Source organism: Tenacibaculum sp. AWR4_210, assembly GCF_056160945.1.
The window spans coordinates 47,280-64,423 of sequence record NZ_JBSWYF010000006.1 but is presented as its reverse complement, the minus strand read 5'-3'; the positions used below and the strand labels follow the sequence as shown (position 1 = coordinate 64,423).

14 protein-coding genes are annotated in these 17,144 nt (G+C 39.2%); 5 read left to right on the top strand and 9 right to left on the bottom strand.

All coding sequences use genetic code 11. The annotated features are described in order from the left end of the window. Positions 1–43 precede the first annotated feature (43 nt). The 4 genes from ACXAG7_RS12190 (at position 44) to ACXAG7_RS12175 (ending at position 5,055) form a co-directional block, all read left to right on the top strand. Positions 44–538 carry a DUF4252 domain-containing protein gene (locus ACXAG7_RS12190; protein WP_408043066.1) on the top strand — a complete coding sequence of 165 codons (495 nt, stop codon included), beginning with the start codon at positions 44–46 and terminating at the stop codon, positions 536–538. A gap of 50 nt (positions 539–588) precedes the next feature. Beyond that, the gene (locus ACXAG7_RS12185) at positions 589–1,125 is read left to right on the top strand and encodes a DUF4252 domain-containing protein (protein ID WP_476666939.1); all 537 of its coding nucleotides are present in this window, start codon (positions 589–591) and stop codon (positions 1,123–1,125) included. 83 nt (positions 1,126–1,208) lie between these two features. Beyond that, positions 1,209–1,631 carry a secondary thiamine-phosphate synthase enzyme YjbQ gene (locus tag ACXAG7_RS12180; protein ID WP_408043068.1) on the top strand — a complete coding sequence of 141 codons (423 nt, stop codon included), beginning with the start codon at positions 1,209–1,211 and terminating at the stop codon, positions 1,629–1,631. Between the two features lie 175 nt (positions 1,632–1,806). Next, on the top strand, positions 1,807–5,055 hold the full coding sequence (locus tag ACXAG7_RS12175) for a M36 family metallopeptidase (RefSeq protein ID WP_476666938.1): 3,249 nt from the start codon (positions 1,807–1,809) through the stop codon (positions 5,053–5,055). 35 nt (positions 5,056–5,090) lie between these two features. Here ACXAG7_RS12175 and ACXAG7_RS12170 read toward each other — a convergent pair whose 3' ends face one another. The 9 genes from ACXAG7_RS12170 to ACXAG7_RS12130 form a co-directional block, all read right to left on the bottom strand. Further along, the gene (locus ACXAG7_RS12170; RefSeq protein WP_476666937.1) at positions 5,091–6,047 is read right to left on the bottom strand and encodes an MBL fold metallo-hydrolase; all 957 of its coding nucleotides are present in this window, start codon (positions 6,045–6,047) and stop codon (positions 5,091–5,093) included. After that, complete coding sequence (locus tag ACXAG7_RS12165; protein ID WP_476666936.1) at positions 6,044–6,556, bottom strand: endonuclease V; 513 nt, start codon at positions 6,554–6,556, stop codon at positions 6,044–6,046. The genes ACXAG7_RS12170 and ACXAG7_RS12165 overlap by 4 nt, the downstream gene beginning before the upstream one ends. Before the next feature lie 40 nt (positions 6,557–6,596). After that, positions 6,597–6,812, bottom strand: coding sequence for a TPM domain-containing protein (locus tag ACXAG7_RS12160; RefSeq protein ID WP_476666935.1), 216 nt, complete (start codon positions 6,810–6,812; stop codon positions 6,597–6,599). Continuing rightward, positions 6,802–7,119 carry a TPM domain-containing protein gene (locus ACXAG7_RS12155; protein WP_476666934.1) on the bottom strand — a complete coding sequence of 106 codons (318 nt, stop codon included), beginning with the start codon at positions 7,117–7,119 and terminating at the stop codon, positions 6,802–6,804. Before ACXAG7_RS12155 ends, ACXAG7_RS12160 begins: the two co-directional genes overlap by 11 nt. Continuing rightward, entirely contained in the window at positions 7,116–11,972 is a 4,857-nt protein-coding gene (locus ACXAG7_RS12150) for a DNA repair ATPase (RefSeq protein ID WP_476666933.1), read from the bottom strand. The genes ACXAG7_RS12155 and ACXAG7_RS12150 overlap by 4 nt, the downstream gene beginning before the upstream one ends. Positions 11,973–12,101: 129 nt before the next feature. After that, positions 12,102–14,240 carry a flotillin family protein gene (locus ACXAG7_RS12145; RefSeq protein WP_476667093.1) on the bottom strand — a complete coding sequence of 713 codons (2,139 nt, stop codon included), beginning with the start codon at positions 14,238–14,240 and terminating at the stop codon, positions 12,102–12,104. Between the two features lie 28 nt (positions 14,241–14,268). Further along, complete coding sequence (locus tag ACXAG7_RS12140) at positions 14,269–14,991, bottom strand: hypothetical protein (protein ID WP_476666932.1); 723 nt, start codon at positions 14,989–14,991, stop codon at positions 14,269–14,271. 11 nt (positions 14,992–15,002) lie between these two features. Beyond that, on the bottom strand, positions 15,003–15,713 hold the full coding sequence (locus ACXAG7_RS12135; RefSeq protein WP_476666931.1) for a PspA/IM30 family protein: 711 nt from the start codon (positions 15,711–15,713) through the stop codon (positions 15,003–15,005). 10 nt (positions 15,714–15,723) lie between these two features. Next, a complete protein-coding gene (locus ACXAG7_RS12130; protein WP_476666930.1) occupies positions 15,724–16,119 on the bottom strand; it encodes a type III secretion system chaperone family protein in 396 nt (131 codons plus the stop codon). A 227-nt stretch (positions 16,120–16,346) separates the two neighbouring features. Between ACXAG7_RS12130 and ACXAG7_RS12125 the strand changes: the two genes are divergently transcribed. Next, positions 16,347–17,108: a helix-turn-helix domain-containing protein gene (locus tag ACXAG7_RS12125; protein WP_476666929.1), complete on the top strand. Its 762-nt coding sequence runs from the start codon at positions 16,347–16,349 to the stop codon at positions 17,106–17,108. Positions 17,109–17,144: the final 36 nt, after the last annotated feature.

Genomic DNA, 17,144 nt, shown 5'->3' with positions numbered 1-17,144 from the left:
AATCAAAACCAAGTAAAACCAAGTAGATTAAAATTAGATTACCATGAAAAAAATAGTATTTGTACTCGCACTTATATTGTCAGCCACCGCAAGTTTTGCACAATCGACATTTGATAAATTAGAATCCTTAGACGAAGTTTCTTCTGTAGTGATTACCAAGGACGCCTTTGAGTTGATCAGACAGTTTCCGGACGCCAAATCAGAGGATATGGAAATTTTTAATACCGCTAAAGGCCTCAATGAACTTAAGGTTTTTTCAACTGAAGATGCCAAGATCGCAGCCAAAATGGAGGCTATGGTGAACACAGCCATCAAAAATGCGAAGTTGACGCAGTTAATGCGTGTTAAAGACAAAGATTCAAAAGTGAGAATCTACGTTAAAACAACCAAAAACAAAGATTTAGTAAGCGAAGTATTGATGTTTGTAAGAAACAAGAATAAAGGCGATAAGTCAGAGTCAATTATTGTGACCCTAACAGGAGAGATTGACGTGAATAAACTGTCGAAAATAGCAGAGAAGTATTCAGACAAAGAATAACGAGATTCCTGACCCCTCAATCTTATTAGTAACCGATAAAATCAATTCCAATGAAAAAAATATATTTCTTAGCAGCCCTTTGTATATCCTTAATCAGTGTTTCTTGTAACGACGATTCTTTACAGTCATACCTCGTAAAGAGTCAGGATAAACAAGGATTTGTAACGCTAGATATTCCGGCAAGCGTGGTCGAATTAAACACGGCAAATGCCACTGATGAAGAAAAGGCCGCCTATGAGAGCATTCGTAAAATTAACATTACTGGTTTGCCGTATGCCAATACCGACGAAGCTACCTACGAAGCAGAGAAAGCTCAACTGTTAAAAATCTTAAAGAAGTCGAAGTACAAAAGACTGATGAATATGAAAAAAGACGGTGTAAGTGCAAGTATTTATTACACAGGTGAGGCAAAGGCTATTAATGAAATTATTGCCTTTGGTTACGGAAAAGAATTTGGAGTGGGAGTTGCTAGAATTCTAGGGAAGAACATGAATCCAGCAAAGATTATGGACATGATGAAAAAGGCAAAAGTAGATGTAGATGGCGTAGACTTTAAACAACTGCAGGCTGTTTTAAATAATAAATAGTCCATTTATAATAGATCAGTTTTTAAGAGGTTCCTCCGGGAACCTCTTTTTTTGTATCACCAAATTTTAGCTACTTTTGGGGTATGCATATACACCAAAAAGAGATGACCGTTGGGCCTTTTAAAAGAGGCTATCATTTGATTACTCATGACATCCTTTCAAACTTTGAAGAACTAAAGACGATTAAGCAAGGAATACTTCAAGTGTTTATCAAACATACCTCCGCAAGTTTGACCATTAACGAAAATGCCGATCCTACAGTGCGTGAAGATTTTGAATCCCATATCAATAAAATGGTTCCAGAGGAGCAACCGTATTATAAACACACGTATGAAGGTCCTGATGACATGCCTGCACATATTAAAAGCTCGCTCATGGGGAGTCAAGTGCAAATACCCGTAACTCAAGGGCGGCTAAATTTAGGTACTTGGCAAGGAATTTACTTGGGTGAGCATCGAAATTTTGGTGGAAAAAGAAAACTTGTCTTGACAGTTTTTGGTATATAAAATACTGAAAATAAATAAGTTGTAAAAGATGATTTTTGTTTTTAATTAATCTAAATTGTGTTTTTTTTATGGTATTTAACTGGATTAGTTAAAAACTTAACATTTTGCAATATGTTGGTTTTGAGCGAATGATTTTTAGTAATTTAGATTCACTAAACCCTTCAAAATCAATAAAATGAAAAAACATTATTTGTTTTTCATAGTAGTTTTACTATGGCAAACACCTTTTGCGCAAACCCAAAATCCTAATGACTTAGGTAGTATCCAACAACATTTTAACACACTACAAAAAAAAGGCAAAAATGCCTCTTTGGATTATGCAGAGTGGAAGATTACCAGTACGGCTTCTTCTTTGCGGAAAGGATTGGTACATTATTATTTAGGACAGTATTACAAAGGAATCCCCATTGTCAATGCTACGTATAATATGTCAATTTTAAATGGAAAAGTAAATTACGCGAAAAATCAATTTTTTGACAACCTCGAAGACAAAGCACGTGATTTAAATAGGGCCACTATTAACGAGGAAGCCGCGGTAAGAGCTTTGGTTCGCGAACATCAATTAGCTTCTCCAACCCGATTGCAGCGGTCAACAGCTCAAAAAGGAGGAGATCCTATTATCGTATTTGAGAATTCTGGTATAACACAAGATAATGAACCAATTACCGTTAAAAAAGTGTATTTGGTACGAGAGGGAAAATTGCGTTTGTGTTGGAATGTGAACTTATACGAACAAGGTGGAGAAAATTGGTGGAATAGCTATGTAGACGCCACCAGTGGAGCCGTACTTGAAGAAGACAATTGGGTGATTAAATGTAATTTTGGTGACACCCCTCACAGTCATACGGCTGCTGATACCCAGCACAAGCACAACAGCCTAGGAGTGGCTAGTGCTACTCCTTATGCTAAAACGAATAGTTTTTTGGCACCAGACTCATACAACGTATACGCTATGCCATTAATTAATCCAGATGATGGTGCAAGAAGTGTGGTTAGTAATCCAGCCAATACGACAGCCTCTCCTTATGGTTGGCACGATACGAATGGTGCTGCTGGGGCCGAATTTACCATTACAAGAGGAAATAACGTTTGGGCTCAGGAAGATGCAAATGGAAATAACGGTACCGGTGACTCTCCAGATGCAGGAAGTAGTTTGGATTTCAACTATCCTGTTAACTTGAGTCAGGCACCTAGTACCTACAGAGATGCCTCTACAACCAATTTATTTTATTGGAATAACATCATGCACGACGTGTATTATCAGTACGGATTTGATGAAGCTTCGGGTAACTTTCAAGAGAATAATTACGGAAAAGGAGGTACCGGAGGTGATTCAGTAAATGCTGATTCGCAAGATGGTAGAGGAACGAATAACGCCAATTTTGCAACTCCAACAGACGGTGGAAACCCGAGAATGCAAATGTATTTATGGAACAGAACAAGCCCTGGTAGAGACGGTTCTTTTGATAATATGATTATTGCGCATGAATATGGACACGGAATCTCTATTCGTTTGGTGGGAGGAAGAAATGCCAACGTATTGGGTGGTTACGAGCAAATGGGAGAAGGTTGGTCTGACTGGTTTGGGCTAATGCTTACCATGAAAGCGGGTGACAAAGGAACGGATAAAAGAGGAGTAGGAACCTATGTGTTAGGTCAAGGATTAAACGGAGTAGGTATTCGTCCTACGGTGTACTCTACGGACAAGTCAATTAACGGAACAGACTACGCCGATATTAGTGGATTGGCAGTGCCCCATGGTGTTGGGTATAGCTTTGCGAGTATACTTTGGGATATGACGTGGTTGATTATTGACCAAGAAGGATTCGATCCTAATTTCTACACAGGTACCGGAGGAAATAATATTGCGATGGCCCTTGTGATTGAAGGTTTGAAAAATACAGCGAGTAATCCAGGTTTTGTTTCTGGTAGAGACGGAATTTTGCAAGCCGATCAAGATTTGTACAACGGTAAGTACAAGTGTTTAATTTGGAAGGCTTTTGCTGGTAGAGGTGTAGGTCAGGGTGCCGTAGAGAATAATAACGGAGGTACCAACTCGAACAATGATCAAACAGTTTCTTATGTCAATCCTTGTGATGGTGGAAATCCAACGCCAGGAAATTGTAGTGGTGATGTCGCTTCATTTCCCTACAGTGAAAGTTTTGAAACCAACTTAGGACTTTGGAAAGATGCAACTACAGGTGATGATCTTAACTTTACTCGTCAATCAGGGGGTACTCCTTCTAATGCTACAGGGCCTTCAGCGGCAGCTGATGGATCATATTACCTCTATGTAGAAGCCTCAGGAAACGGAACTGGATATCCTAACAAGCGCGCCATTTTAAATTCTCCTTGTTTGAATTTTAGCTCTTTGACTAAACCGTCACTGGCATTTAAATATCACATGTACGGAAGTGCTATTGCTTCGTTGACCGTAGAAGCTCGCAAGGACAATACAGGAACTTGGACGTCGGTATTTTCAAAATCTGGTGATCAAGGGAATAGTTGGCAAACAGCTACGGTCGATTTAACTTCGTTCGCTGGTCAGGCAAGCGTACAGCTCCGATTTAATGTACTTACCGGATCGGGGAATAGTGGTTGGCAAAGTGATATCGCCATCGATGCGGTAGGAATATCAAACGGCGACGGAGGAGGTACTCCTGGTGGATGTACGGCTTTAAACTTCAACGATTATACGATTTCTCCGTTTTCTAATCAAGATGCTAGTGGAAACTTTAGTATAGGTAGCGGAGGCGCTTCCTTGGTTTTGACAAATAACACCTGGAAGTATATAACCATGAATTACAACGTAACAGCAAATACCGTTATAGAGTTTGAGTTTAGCAGTACTTCGGAAGGGGAAATTCACGCTGTCGGGTTTGAAAATGACAACTCGTTGACGTCAACCCGTTATTTTAAAGTTCACGGGACACAAAATTATGGAATTACCAATTATGACAATTATGCAGGAGGTACTAAAAAATACGTTATTCCGGTAGGTAGTTCGTACACAGGAGCAATGGATCGCTTAGTATTCATCAATGATAATGATGCTGGCTCAGGGAATAACTCAACCTTTAGTAATGTTAAAATTTACGAAGGAAGTTGTGCCGTATCAGGTGTGGTGCTGAGTGATTTGGGAACTCGTAACGACATACTCGGAGATGAAGATGAAGGTGCGTTTACGAGCATAGCGATTGCACCAAACCCTGTAAGGAAAGGGAATGTAATTCGCTTGCAAGGACCTGCTCGCAGTTTGGAAAATGCCACGTATAGCATTAGCAATTTACTCGGGCAAGTACTAGAATCAGGGAAATTGTCTGGACGACAAATACAAACGAATTCGTTAGAAGTTGGCGTGTACATTTTAAGTATTTCCAACGAGAAAACGAAGACGAATAAACGCTTTGTGATTGAAAAATAAATGTATAATTTATTTAAACGGAACCCCTTGAGTTATCAAGGGGTTTTTTGTTGTAAATACTGTTGAAATTCGTTTTTTAGAGCGGTTATTTCAGCAGCGTTGTACTTTCTTGAAAAGTGAACGGGAATTGCAGTATGAATACCACAAGTATTCATAATACTGGCAGAGGCCTTGGTGTAACTGTGGTAATTTTTTTCTGCCAAATCGCGATCTTGTTCGAGGTAAAAAGATTCGATATAGACTTTGGTAGTTCCAGTAAAAACTTCTGCTATTTTACGGTGATTCGCTGCACTGGAAGCATGGTCCATAATAACCCCTAAGCTCATACCTTCCTTAATGGTTAATAAGTTGTACAGTTCAAAGGCTTTATAGCTGCGACCGTTGACTTGAATTGGAGTGTTAGGAAGATTGGCAACAAAGGCTTCTTTAAGCGTTTTTATCCAAGGGCCACCGCGAAATTCAGATTTCTCTAAGTGTATTTGTACACTGTCTTTTTCTTTGAATTTATAGGCCATGGATGGAGTTTTATGATCTAATAAAACGGCAGCAACCTCAAATTTATCCGTTTCGTAGAGTGGCGTCCCTATTTCTTCGGAAAGTGCTTCCAGTTCCCAAAAAGGAGGGAGGAGTCGGTATCTTTTAATCCGATGGTTTTCGTGAACTTCCCGTACTTCGTAATGGATGGCATCAGCGCTGACCAAATTCCAAGTATAGGCTTTTAATTTGGCCTGTACTTGTTTGGCGAGTTCAGGAGGTCCGGCTATAACGACGTGGTTTTGCGTTCCTATTTGATGTCGTAGTACGGAGTCAAAGTTGATAAAATGATCGATATGTGTATGGCTGATAAAGATGGCCTTACACTGTTGGATTTCCTTAACGCTCAGTTTACTTGCCTGGCCACATTCGCAAAGATACTGATACGGATGGTTATCAAAGGATACCAAAATAGCAATGTCTTCGTCTACTAAATTTTTAATTTCACTGTAAATCATAACGTCGTAGTTTTTCTTCCAAGTGCATCGACGAGCTTTAGTAAGGTTGGAAAACGAAAGTTTCCGTGCATTTCCCGGATATGATTGGCAGCACGAGCCAAGTCAATTCCCATACTTGTTATATGAAGGGCTTTGTTACTGCTGCTTCTGAAAACTGCTTCTTGCAGGGTTTGAATACCAGAAAATTTGTTTTTAGCAACACCGATAACGGGTATTTTACCATTGAGAGCGTCGTAGAGGTGTGCGCCCAATCCTTTGCTACCAGTATCGTCGAGTTGTACATAACCATCGACAATGATAGCTTCACAATTAGCGTAATCAATTTGTTGAAGTAGGCTTAGTATGCAAGGAAGTTCTCTTTTGTAAAATTGTCCCGGGATGTACTCGTCTACACCATTTAAGGTTTCTTCATATACATTCAGGGGTGTTTCGGCTTGCCAATGGTCAAAAGCGATTGCAACTGTAGTTGCTGTATGTTCTTTGTAAAAAGTATCAAATGCTAAAATCATAGCGAAAATTTTTGCGATGTCAACGCAGTAAGGCGCGTTTTTACTCCCAAACCTTCACGAGGGCATCTATGGCATTGTTAAGTCCTTTAGCGTAGTGTCCATTTTTAAAATGAGGGAGCATTTTGGTGTTTATAATTTGTTGTGCTATACTATCCGTAATGCTTTTTTGGGTTTCCTTTCCAGTAGCAATGACGGTTGTATCTAAGTTTTTCGAAAGGAACAGGCAAAGGCTGTTATTTTGTATTTTATTGTCCAACACCCCAGTGGGTTGTCAGTGCCAGGGTATAGGATTTCGGGGTGGTATATGGATCGATATTCGCAATCGAAACCACGGCAATAGCTCTGGATGTTTTTTGATAGTAGCGATCAATTTTATCACTGAGCACAGCACGTTCCATTGGAGTGAGTAGTCTTTCGTAATCGTTGACCCAACCTTGTGGACTTGGAAAAGTTACGGAGATTTTGGCCTCGGGGTGATCACTTTTATTCGTGTTATTAATGAGATTCTGACAGCTCAGCGTTCCCATTAATAACACTATACATATTAAGAGTTTATTTTTCATTTATCTTGTAATCCTTGTTGTAAAACAGCTTTAATACCCTCTAAGTTATCCGCAAACGTCATCATTTGTTGAAGAATTTGCGCCATTTCATTCTTAGAACCCAAACCTTTTAGTTTATTGTTCTTAGTGAATATTTGCTTAATGTTTGTCCATCGTTCTTGATCCTCTTCCGATAACTGTTTGCGAAGTTCCTTGTACTTCAGTAAGTTGGCTTCCGCGGCAGAGGTCAAGGTTTGCGATTCACTTTCGTAATGAGAAAGTAACAACCTGTCCAGTTCTTGCGAATTCATAATGGGAACGATTTTAGCCACCAATTTATTCATATCACGATAAGAACCTTGTAGTTTGAATGAAGGCTCTGTACGGTAATCGTCTTCCATAGCTGCTGATTGTATATACGCTTGATTTACTTGCATAATGGCAGTTCGTACGGCGATGACCTTTTCGAGTACTGAGGTGTAATCTTGAATTTCCTGTTTGGTATGATTTCCTTTGAGAGTTACTTCCTTTTGGTTGTTTTCAACCTTATCGATAAGGGCGTAAACATCCTCAAAATACTTGCTGCTCAACTGGTGTAATACGGGGTTAGAAGTCAGTGAGTTTTCTATCAAACTCAATTTGAACAAATGTTCCGTATCACCAATAATATCCCCTAGATTGTATATGTCAGCACGGTTGGCTAACATGTCGGGGATTTGAAATTTATCACCGCTTTCAGTATAGGGGTTTCCAGCCATAATGACACAGAATTTTTTACCTCTGAGGTCATAGGTTTTTGATTTGCCATTGTGAACACCTTCAATTTTTCTGGTTCCGTCAGAAAGTGAAATGAACTTTTGCAGAAACTCAGGGTTACAGTGTTGTATATCGTCTAAGTAAAGCATTACATTGTCACCCATTTCAAAGGCTAAATTTAGCTTTTTAAGCTCTTCTCGAGCCGCTGAATTGTTTGCTGACATGGGATCAACAGAGGTTACTTCATGACCGATGGCTGGTCCGTTAATTTTCATAAATATGAGCCCAAGACGGTTAGCTACGTATTCCATGAGGGTTGTTTTACCGTATCCAGGAGGGGAGATGAGTAACAACATTCCCATACGGTCTGTTCGCTTGCTGTCGCCCACGGTACCTAATTGTTTGGCTAGGTTGTCACCGATAAGTGGAAAATACACCTGATCGATGAGTTTATTTCTAACAAATGAAGACAATACCCTTGGCTTGAATTCTGTTAATTTAAGCTCCTCTTTACGATCTTCAATCAGTTGGTGTTTTTCCGATCGATATTGTTGGAATCTAGGAACTTCGACTCGTTGGAACTGTTCCATGACTTCTACAAACTGATGGTAGTTAAAATGCCATGTTCCGTCTTTAATACTGGCATGTGTACCTTTGAGGTTCCCAACTTCGCTATACGGGTGTACTGCGAGTACATCCGAATTAGAGGCTTGCTGAAATACAATTAAACACACAATTTCGTGCAAGTAATCGAGAGACACATCCATGTTTTCAAGATACGATTGTACCCATTGGATGGCGAGTTGAAGCTTAGCAACGTACTGTTCTGTTTTTTCCAAGCCCGATTTTAAGTGATGCTCAGCCTGTTGGCTTTTCAAGGTTTTGACAAAACTTTCTTTCAAATGAACTGCATCGGAACTTATTTTAAAGGTATTGTTGTCTTTGAGTTCTTGAAACAAATACAACGCGATGTCTCTACTTAGCTCAGGATCAAAAAGGCGGCTGCTCTCAGCGAAGGCAAGTACGTTTTTTGTCAATTGTTGGATGCTGAAATCGAAGCTAGTGCTCTTAGGAAAAACTTTTAGTACATCCCCGGCATTTTTAATACCAGCGTTGAGCTCTTCTTGTAATTCAGGTGCCAGTCCATGCCAAAAGTATTGGGCATATGCTCGGATGGCAGGTTGATACTTAAGTAGTCCTAATTCGTGGTGTTTGTGGACCAATACATACAATATCGTTGCGGCATCTCGATCGTGAACACCTTTTACATAGCCTTCTGAATAGAGGTTGGCGCTCTTTTTCTGAACCACAGCGAGAAGGTTTTCTTCATTGCTGTTAAGAAGTGCGTCAGCATCAGTGGTTTTGAAAATTTGATAGGCCAAATAGGCGGCGCGGTACACGGTGTCATTTTCTGAAACCAATTCTTGATTCCAGTATTTCTGTGAGGTGTACATCGTTTCGTTTTCGATTTCCTCAAAGTAATCCGTACCGATGAGGTGGTAGTATAGTTGCTCGTTTTTATAAACGATGGTAAGGTCTAGTGCCTGTCGGTTAACCCCGAATTTATGCTGACCGAGTTTGATGATATTCTCACCATCTTCGTAGAGTTCTTGTTTGTCTTTTAATTTTCTTAAGGCGTCTTCTTTCGCAACTTTCAGTTGTGTTTCTATGGCTTCGGCTTTCCCGATATCGTCGAGTTCTTTGAGCTGTTCAACGATATCACGTACTTTATTGATCATTAAATCAGCGGCAAAGTACCCGTTGATGTCTTGAATAGAATCAAAACTCAATGATTTTTTTCGAACACCTTTTAAAATACGCTCCGTAGCTGTTTGCAGTGCTACCGTTTTTTTGTTGCGTTTCTCTAAGAGATTGCTCTTTCTGCTGTCAAAAGCGTTGTGAATTTCCTCGCGCTTTTCAATAACCAACGTAATGAATTCTTCGAAATCAGCAAATTTTCCCTCTAACTCCTCTAATTGAATGGCCGTTTTGGTTAAAAACTCATCGCATTTTTCAGGGGTATCCGCCATGTCGATATAGTTGATGATACTCTGATCGATCAGTTTTAACTGAGCTGTAAAATCGGCCTGTGCTTCCGTACTACCTAGGGAGCTAATTTTATTCTTTATAGCCGCTTTTAGCTGATTTAAATTGGCAAATATCAATGAGATATTGTCGATTATCTTGGTCGATTGTGATGTGTCTTCAATAGCTAAATTCGAAACGATCTCTATCAGGAGTTCTAAGTCAGCAGTAATTTGATTGACTTCACCTTCCAAAGCCTTGGCGTCTATTGCTTTCTTGATGGCTTCTAAGTCAGCTTCTTTGGCACTCACGCGTTCGTGATAGGGACTCAGCGCTTTGTCGTCTAATAAAAACTGAACGCAGCGCTTAGAGATAAGAAGGTTTTGCTCATTGACCTTGGTTTCTAGCGCAGCCAAATGGTTTTTATCGATGTAACGGATGTCTGCTAAACTGATTACTTCCCCGCGAAGCGTGCGCAGTTGACTTAACAAAACGACAAAATCGTCAATGCTCTTAAACGAGGTACTCTTGATTTTTCCGAAGAGTGCTTCTGAGTTTTCGTCAATAGCAGTGGTGGCAGCAGCGGCTTGTTTTTTTAAGGCGACTACCTTTTCAAATTCCTCGATGGCTGCATTGGCGGCCTCGTTGATCTGTTGTATGGGAAGGTTGAGTTCGAAAGTGTCTTTTTCCGGTAACCAATAATAGGTATCGTTGATGTCTTTTGACATTTTCACCAAATCGTCGTACAAGCCGTTGTAGTTGTCTTCCTTGTTAAGTAAGGTAATCAAGGCGTGGCATTCGGCCATGGCTTTCACGATGTCTTTGTTACCAATTTTATACAGTAAGCTATCCTCGTGCTGCGAAGGCATAAAGTCACCTTTTAGATAAGGCGTTTGCCAAATTTGCACTACGTGGTGTTTGGTTTGCTCATTTTCCGTTTTAAAATAGCAGAGTTCTCCATTTTCCAGCACGGTAAATCCGTTACATATAATGGGAGTTTTAACAGCTTGTTCAATAATGTTATACGACATTAAAATGTACAAACCGCGAATGCTAGCATAAAAGACATACAAGTAGTCTTCACCATTAGGAGATATAATTTTTTCTTGGAACTTAACCTCTTTGGCATCGTTTTCAAAAAGTTTGTACTCTCCTGTTTGTAAATAGTAACCGTTTGGAAATATGAGTCCGTGGTCGTCTGGAAGTTGAACAGCGGTATCCTTAATGCTGTCAATTTTTTGTACTTCACGCAATTTGTGATTGTACACAAAGTAACGAGCTTCTTCCTGGAATGGTTTTACTTCAAGTGGGATGAGATTCCCGAGATCTGCGAAGCGAAACTGACCGTCGTCCAAGGTTTGGTCTACGTGGAGAACGGGTTCGGAAAGTATCCCTTGCCCTTCATCTGTATTGTCTTCAATTTTAATGGTTAGGTCGCCACCGATAGTTTCGACAAAAACCTTATCTAAGATCGATATATGTGAATGTTCCCCGTAACGGTGCATGTCTCTGTTAACTTCCTGCCACTTAAACTCGTGCTGGGTAGGAAATTTGTATTCATGCTCGCTTCGGTTGTCTACATACACGAGTGTATCGTCTTTGATCAACCATTTAAAAGCTTTGATGTCTGTTTTGTTTTCGCTCAGTTGGAAAATCATGTATAGGTAGTTTCCAAGGATAGCGAATTTTGAAAATATTGTATTTCTGTAGTACTTGTACAGATTGGTAAAGTCGTCTAAAAAAATAGGATCTTGTAACAGCGATAAGTCTTGCAATTGAAAGCGCTGTTCTTTGAACTCATACACACTAAATACATCCGATAAGGTGATGTCGGTACGGAGTCCAAAATGCACATTGTATCCAAAAATAGAAGTATTCCCGATTGAAACGATATCTCTGGCAATACAATTGTTTTCGGTGTTGATTCTATCGTTAGCAATTAATTTTGTTTCTATGGTTCCAAAAACGTGTTTACGAGCATCGTTTAATTGCTGTAAACGATCTTGTAAGTCTAGTTTTTGTTTTTGTAGTCTACCTTGAATAATCTCATAGGTACCTCCATCGAGTTGTTGAGAATTTTCTTGATTTTCCATATAATTTAACAAGTGAGGTAGTTTGTATCAACAGCAGTTCGTAGCTTAGTACTGCGTGGCTGGTTGATATGAATTGTGTTCTCAGAAAGAAAACAAGAGTCTGTTTAGAGACTCTTGTTTATGGTTTTTTTAGGATAGCTTTTTGTCAGCTAAGCCCATACCTTTAGCGAGGTTAAACAAATTGCTAAAGAGGTTTTTATCATCTGTTGAGGTCGCTTTGCCTTGCAAGTCTGTCAATAAGCTTGCTACGCTAAGGTTTTTGATGTCTTCGCTAGAAATTCCGTATTTGGTTGCAAAATCTTTGATTCTGTCTAATAGGTTTCCTTGTACGTCATCACTGCCTAAAATAGCATCTTTTACATCTTGAATGTTATCACTGTGCTTCACCAATCGGTCAACACCTTTAGCTTTGGTAATTTGTCCGATAATTTGATCGAAGAACATAGTTTCACCACCCACGATGTCAATATTAGCAGCGCGTAATGCATCACCAATAACTTGGGCTTGAGCATCGGCAATATCTTTTTGGATGTTGATATGTGCCAAGTCAACTTTCAATTCTTTTTCTAAGCGTAACTTGAATTCTTCGTGCTCTTTTCCAACACCGTCAAGCTTCTTCATCGCTTCTGCTTTTTCTTCGATACCTACTGCTTCTGCTAAAGCAATTTCTTTGTCACCTGCAGCTTTTGCTAAGGCTTTTTCTTTGATAACTTCTGCTTCTGCAATTCCTTCTTCTTTCAAGGCTTCTGCCTTGGCTAGGATACCAGCAGCTTCTGCTTTGGCTTTTTTCTCGATAATGGTTGCCTCCACTAAGCCTTGACGTTCGTTAGCATCCGCTTTTGCGTGCATTACTTGTGCTTCAGATAATCCTACAGTAGCTTCTTCTTTGGCAGTAGCTTCAGCGATGGTTTTACGAGCCTCAGCTTCTTTTTCACTCGCTTCTTTTTGTGCTTGAGCTTCGATATTGATTTCTTCTGCTTTTTGCTTAGCGGCTTCTTTTTGCGCCTCTGCATTTTTTACGGTACGAATCAGTTGCTCTTCAGCAAAGGCTTCCGCTACGGTAATTTTTACCTGCTTTTCACGATCCGCAGTTTTGAAGGCCTCGATATCTTTCATGTTTTCTTGCTCTTCAACTACGCCTTTTTCTAACATTACTCGGTCTCGAATAACGTCTTGGATATTCTTCTTTTCTACCTCTACAACCTTTTCTTTTTCAATTTGAGCTAAGGTTACGATGCGTTCTCTTTCCGTTACTTCAAGCATGCGATCTTTTTCTACGCGTTCTGCTTCAACGGCATCAGTACGGAGTTTATTTTTCTCAGCTACGATTACCTGGCGTTGTTTGTTCTCCTCAGCTACTTGAACTTTCTCTTCTGTAGCGATACGAGCTGTTTCTGATTTTAAACGCTCTTCCTCGGCAACTTTTAAGGTTTCCGCTTCTTCACGTGCTTTGATGTTGGCAATTTCTCTTTTTTGTTGTTCTTCTTTTTCTGCCAATTGCTTGTCTAACTCCAAAATAGCCTCGCGAGCTTCTACATCTTGTTTGCGAATAACTTTTTCTTCATCGCGTTTAATCAAGTTTGATTTGATGTTTTGAGCAGCTGTTAATTCTGTAATTTTCTTGATACCCTCAGCATCTAAGATATTATCAGCTTTTAAAAAGCTTACAGGAGTTTGCTCTAAATAGTCAATAGCACAATCTTCCAAAGTATATCCGTTCAAATCGCGTCCGATTTCATTGATGATTTCATCTCTAAATTCACTTCGCGATTCGTACAACTGTACAAAATCGAACTTTTTACCCACAGTTTTAAGTGCTTCCGAAAACTTAGCTTCGAAGAGCTCTTCCAAGGTAGCTATGTGAGATGCGCGCTCACAACCAATGGTTTGGGCCACTTCGATAATAGCATCTTTTGACTTGTTTACTCGAACGAAAAATGCTACTTTGATGTCCGCTCTCATATTGTCTTTACAAATTAAGCCATCAGTACCTAAACGATCGATTTCAATTTTCTTTACCGAGATGTCCATAATTTCCACACGGTGTAATACTGGAATTACGTACATACCCTTGTCAAAAGCAACTGCGGTACCTCCAAAACCTGTTTTTACCAAGGCCTGTCCTTGAGGTATTTTTTTGTAAAATAGCGCGATAATGATGATGAAAAGAAGGACTACTCCCACAATTCCACCGATTACTATGCTAGCGATTCCGCCCGCAATTGATTCTTCGCTAGTTGTGACGTAATCTTGCAGTGCAACGAGCATTAATAATGAATTCATAGTTTAATTTTAGTTATTGATATGATTGAATGTAATAGTATTTTTTATCTGTTGACTCTTTGATGATTAAAATTTCAGTTCCAGAGGCAATTTTTTCTCCGTTGAGTGCTTTGGCATATACGTTAATCGGATCGCTTTCAACAAAGAGTTTGATACTTCCTAGTTTGTCACCTTGAAGATTTGATAGCAAGGTGCCTCTTCTTCCTATGAGGTCTAATGATTCCACTCCTTTTCGTTCGAGCTTTTTGAAAAAAGCTTTGAAAGGCGTCGTGAAAATTTTATTCACGAGTAAGGAGGGGATGATAGCACCAAAGAAAAAAACGAGTCCGAATACAGTATTGTAACTGTTGGTGTAATAGGTTCCTAAAACGGTAAACATCCACCAAAAAAAGGTCCATGAAGTAAAGGTAAACAGAAAAGGCAATTCAACAAAGTTGAAATACAATAATAGTATTTGCCACCATTTTAAGGGTTTAGGTCGTTTACCTACTACAGCTTCCTTTTTTACTTCTAAATTGGAAACATCTTCAAGGTCTAATCCAGTTGAATCAAATCCAGGGCCTCCGTCAATATCGAAATCTGTATCCACGTCGACGTCCACATCGATGTCGATATCCATGTCAAAATCCAAATCCAACCCAAACAGTAAGGTGACTAATCGATAGGCTGCCAATACGATTAATAAAATCGTCAACGGTGCATTTATTTCTGAAAAGATTAGATCGGTTAATGTCATAGTAAATAGGTTTATGCGTTATCGTTAAATCCCAACTGTTTTTTTAGCTGAGCTAAATCGTCTTCCGCTGTAGTTTCTCGGGTATCGATTGCTTTATTGAGTTCTTCGTCAATGGTTTTTGATGAATTGGCCAAGTCGCCATAAGCTTCAGCGAGTGCTTCTTCTTGGTTCACCTTATCTTTCATGCGTTCTAGCATAGCAACGGTGCTGCTACTGTCCATCTCAGCCATTTGCTTATTGAGGTTTTTGGTCGCTTTGGAAACTTTTACACGTGCTTTTAGTGTTTTTAATTCACTTTCCCACTTGTTGATATTGCTTTTAATTTCCTGTACACTCTTTTCGAGTTGGGCAACAGAAGTATCGAATTTTTCGGCTTCGGCTTTAGTTCTCGAAATGTCCTGTATGGCTTCTTCTTTTTTGATAAGGGCTTGTTTAGCCAAACGATCGGCTTCTTGAACCTCTAGGTCACCCTTTTGTGCTTTTTGTAAAATAAGCATGGCTTTCTGTTGATAGTCTTCGGCCTTGTGGGTAAATTGTTCTATATCGTTCTTAGCTCTAATAGCCAGTGCTTTGATTTGAGCTAAGGATTCTAAACTAGTCTCTAAATCTGAACGCAGATCTCTAATTCCTTGTTCAGTCATTTTGATAGGGTCTTCCATTTTTTCAATGGCAGAATTGGCTTCTGCTTGACCTATCTTGAATAAACGTCTAAATATGTTCATGATAATTTTTTTAATATTTTGAAAATGCAATGATTTGATCAGAATACTCACTGAGCAACAGGCTCAAGGAGTTTAAACTTGCTTCTAGCTCGTTTAGGTCAAGGTTTTCCAACTGCAAGGTATCTCTAAAGATTACGCGTTCACCGCTGTCGTCGAGTACGAACGCGCCGTGGACAATGTCTCTGTTTTTCTTGAGAAGCTCTTTGAATATGGTTTCGTTAGATTGGTTTATTTTAAAAATAAACTGTTCCAAGATAACGATAGGTGAGGCGACCCCCACGATTAAATTTTTTATTCCAAAACTTTCTTTTTCAATAACAAAAATCCCATCATTTTCGTCTTCTTTAACGATGTTTACCTTCAGTTCGTGTAAAAAATTCTTCGTTTTTAAATAGTGATTGTTCATTAGCAATTAAATGGTTGATTGTATAGTTTTTCTTTAGCGGCGTAAACTTACAAAAAAGTTCCTAAAACAGCGCTTGTTAAGCATAAGGTTGCGAGTATCATAGTTGATTAATTTTAAATGGTTGTTAATTTGTACTAATTTTCTTAGCAGTTTTCAATTTTATTAGCTAATATTGTTAGTGTAAAGATAGGTAAAAAAATCTATTTTGCAAATAAAATTAGCACAAAATGTCATTTATTGGTAAAAATATAAAAAAGATACGAGGTGTAAAAGGATTAAGTCAGCAGGCTTTTGCAGAGCTATTTGATTTAAAAAGAGCAACCTTAGGAGCTTATGAGGAGGGTAGAAGTGAGCCTAGGATAGATACGATAATTAAGATTGCTAATTATTTTAGCATCCCTATAGACGATTTGCTAACGGCAGAGCTCACAGTAAATGCCTTGTTACAGTTTAGGGCAGACCTCACTTTGGAGATTGAAGTCATGGAAAAAGAGCAGTTTCCTCATATTCCGATTATTACCGCAAAAAATACGATAGATTATATTAAGTTTCACGACAAAGAAAAGTTTATTAAAGATTTGCCAGTACTGCAATTGCCCATTGCTGTGGAAGGAAAATTGCGAGCGTATACAGTACAAAATTTGGAGATGACGCAGTACGAGAAGGGCTTGTATCCCGGTGATGTTGTTATTGGAAGACAAAGGCTTTTGACAGAGCTTACGGCTGCTGGTACTAATGACGGCGTTTTGGTCTTGGCATTGATAGGTAATGAACTCGTGTTGCGAAGAATGTACGAAGTTGGAGAGCAGCTGGTGTTTAAGGCAGATCACAAAAATATAGCCGATAAGACCTTTCCGAAAACAAGTTTAAAGGAACTGTGGGAAATTTCTAGTGTCTATTTTAATAGGTTACCTGAGCTAGGGAATCCCTTAGAAGATAAAATGGAATTTTTAGAAAGAGAATTTAGGAAGTTGAAAGACAAAATGTAAGAAGTTTTGTAAATTTGTATACCTAAATAAAGTAAA

Excerpts from the sequence above, each read along its gene's own strand:
- ACXAG7_RS12190 (WP_408043066.1), top strand. The coding sequence starts at position 44 with ATGAAAAAAATAGTATTTGTACTCGCACTTATATTGTCAGCCACCGCA.
- ACXAG7_RS12185 (WP_476666939.1), top strand. The coding sequence starts at position 589 with ATGAAAAAAATATATTTCTTAGCAGCCCTTTGTATATCCTTAATCAGT.
- ACXAG7_RS12180 (WP_408043068.1), top strand. The coding sequence starts at position 1,209 with ATGCATATACACCAAAAAGAGATGACCGTTGGGCCTTTTAAAAGAGGC.
- ACXAG7_RS12175 (WP_476666938.1), top strand. The coding sequence starts at position 1,807 with ATGAAAAAACATTATTTGTTTTTCATAGTAGTTTTACTATGGCAAACA.
- ACXAG7_RS12170 (WP_476666937.1), bottom strand. The coding sequence starts at position 6,047 with ATGATTTACAGTGAAATTAAAAATTTAGTAGACGAAGACATTGCTATT.
- ACXAG7_RS12165 (WP_476666936.1), bottom strand. The coding sequence starts at position 6,556 with ATGATTTTAGCATTTGATACTTTTTACAAAGAACATACAGCAACTACA.
- ACXAG7_RS12155 (WP_476666934.1), bottom strand. The coding sequence starts at position 7,119 with ATGAAAAATAAACTCTTAATATGTATAGTGTTATTAATGGGAACGCTG.
- ACXAG7_RS12150 (WP_476666933.1), bottom strand. The coding sequence starts at position 11,972 with ATGGAAAATCAAGAAAATTCTCAACAACTCGATGGAGGTACCTATGAG.
- ACXAG7_RS12145 (WP_476667093.1), bottom strand. The coding sequence starts at position 14,240 with ATGCTCGTTGCACTGCAAGATTACGTCACAACTAGCGAAGAATCAATT.
- ACXAG7_RS12140 (WP_476666932.1), bottom strand. The coding sequence starts at position 14,991 with ATGACATTAACCGATCTAATCTTTTCAGAAATAAATGCACCGTTGACG.
- ACXAG7_RS12135 (WP_476666931.1), bottom strand. The coding sequence starts at position 15,713 with ATGAACATATTTAGACGTTTATTCAAGATAGGTCAAGCAGAAGCCAAT.
- ACXAG7_RS12130 (WP_476666930.1), bottom strand. The coding sequence starts at position 16,119 with ATGAACAATCACTATTTAAAAACGAAGAATTTTTTACACGAACTGAAG.
- ACXAG7_RS12125 (WP_476666929.1), top strand. The coding sequence starts at position 16,347 with ATGTCATTTATTGGTAAAAATATAAAAAAGATACGAGGTGTAAAAGGA.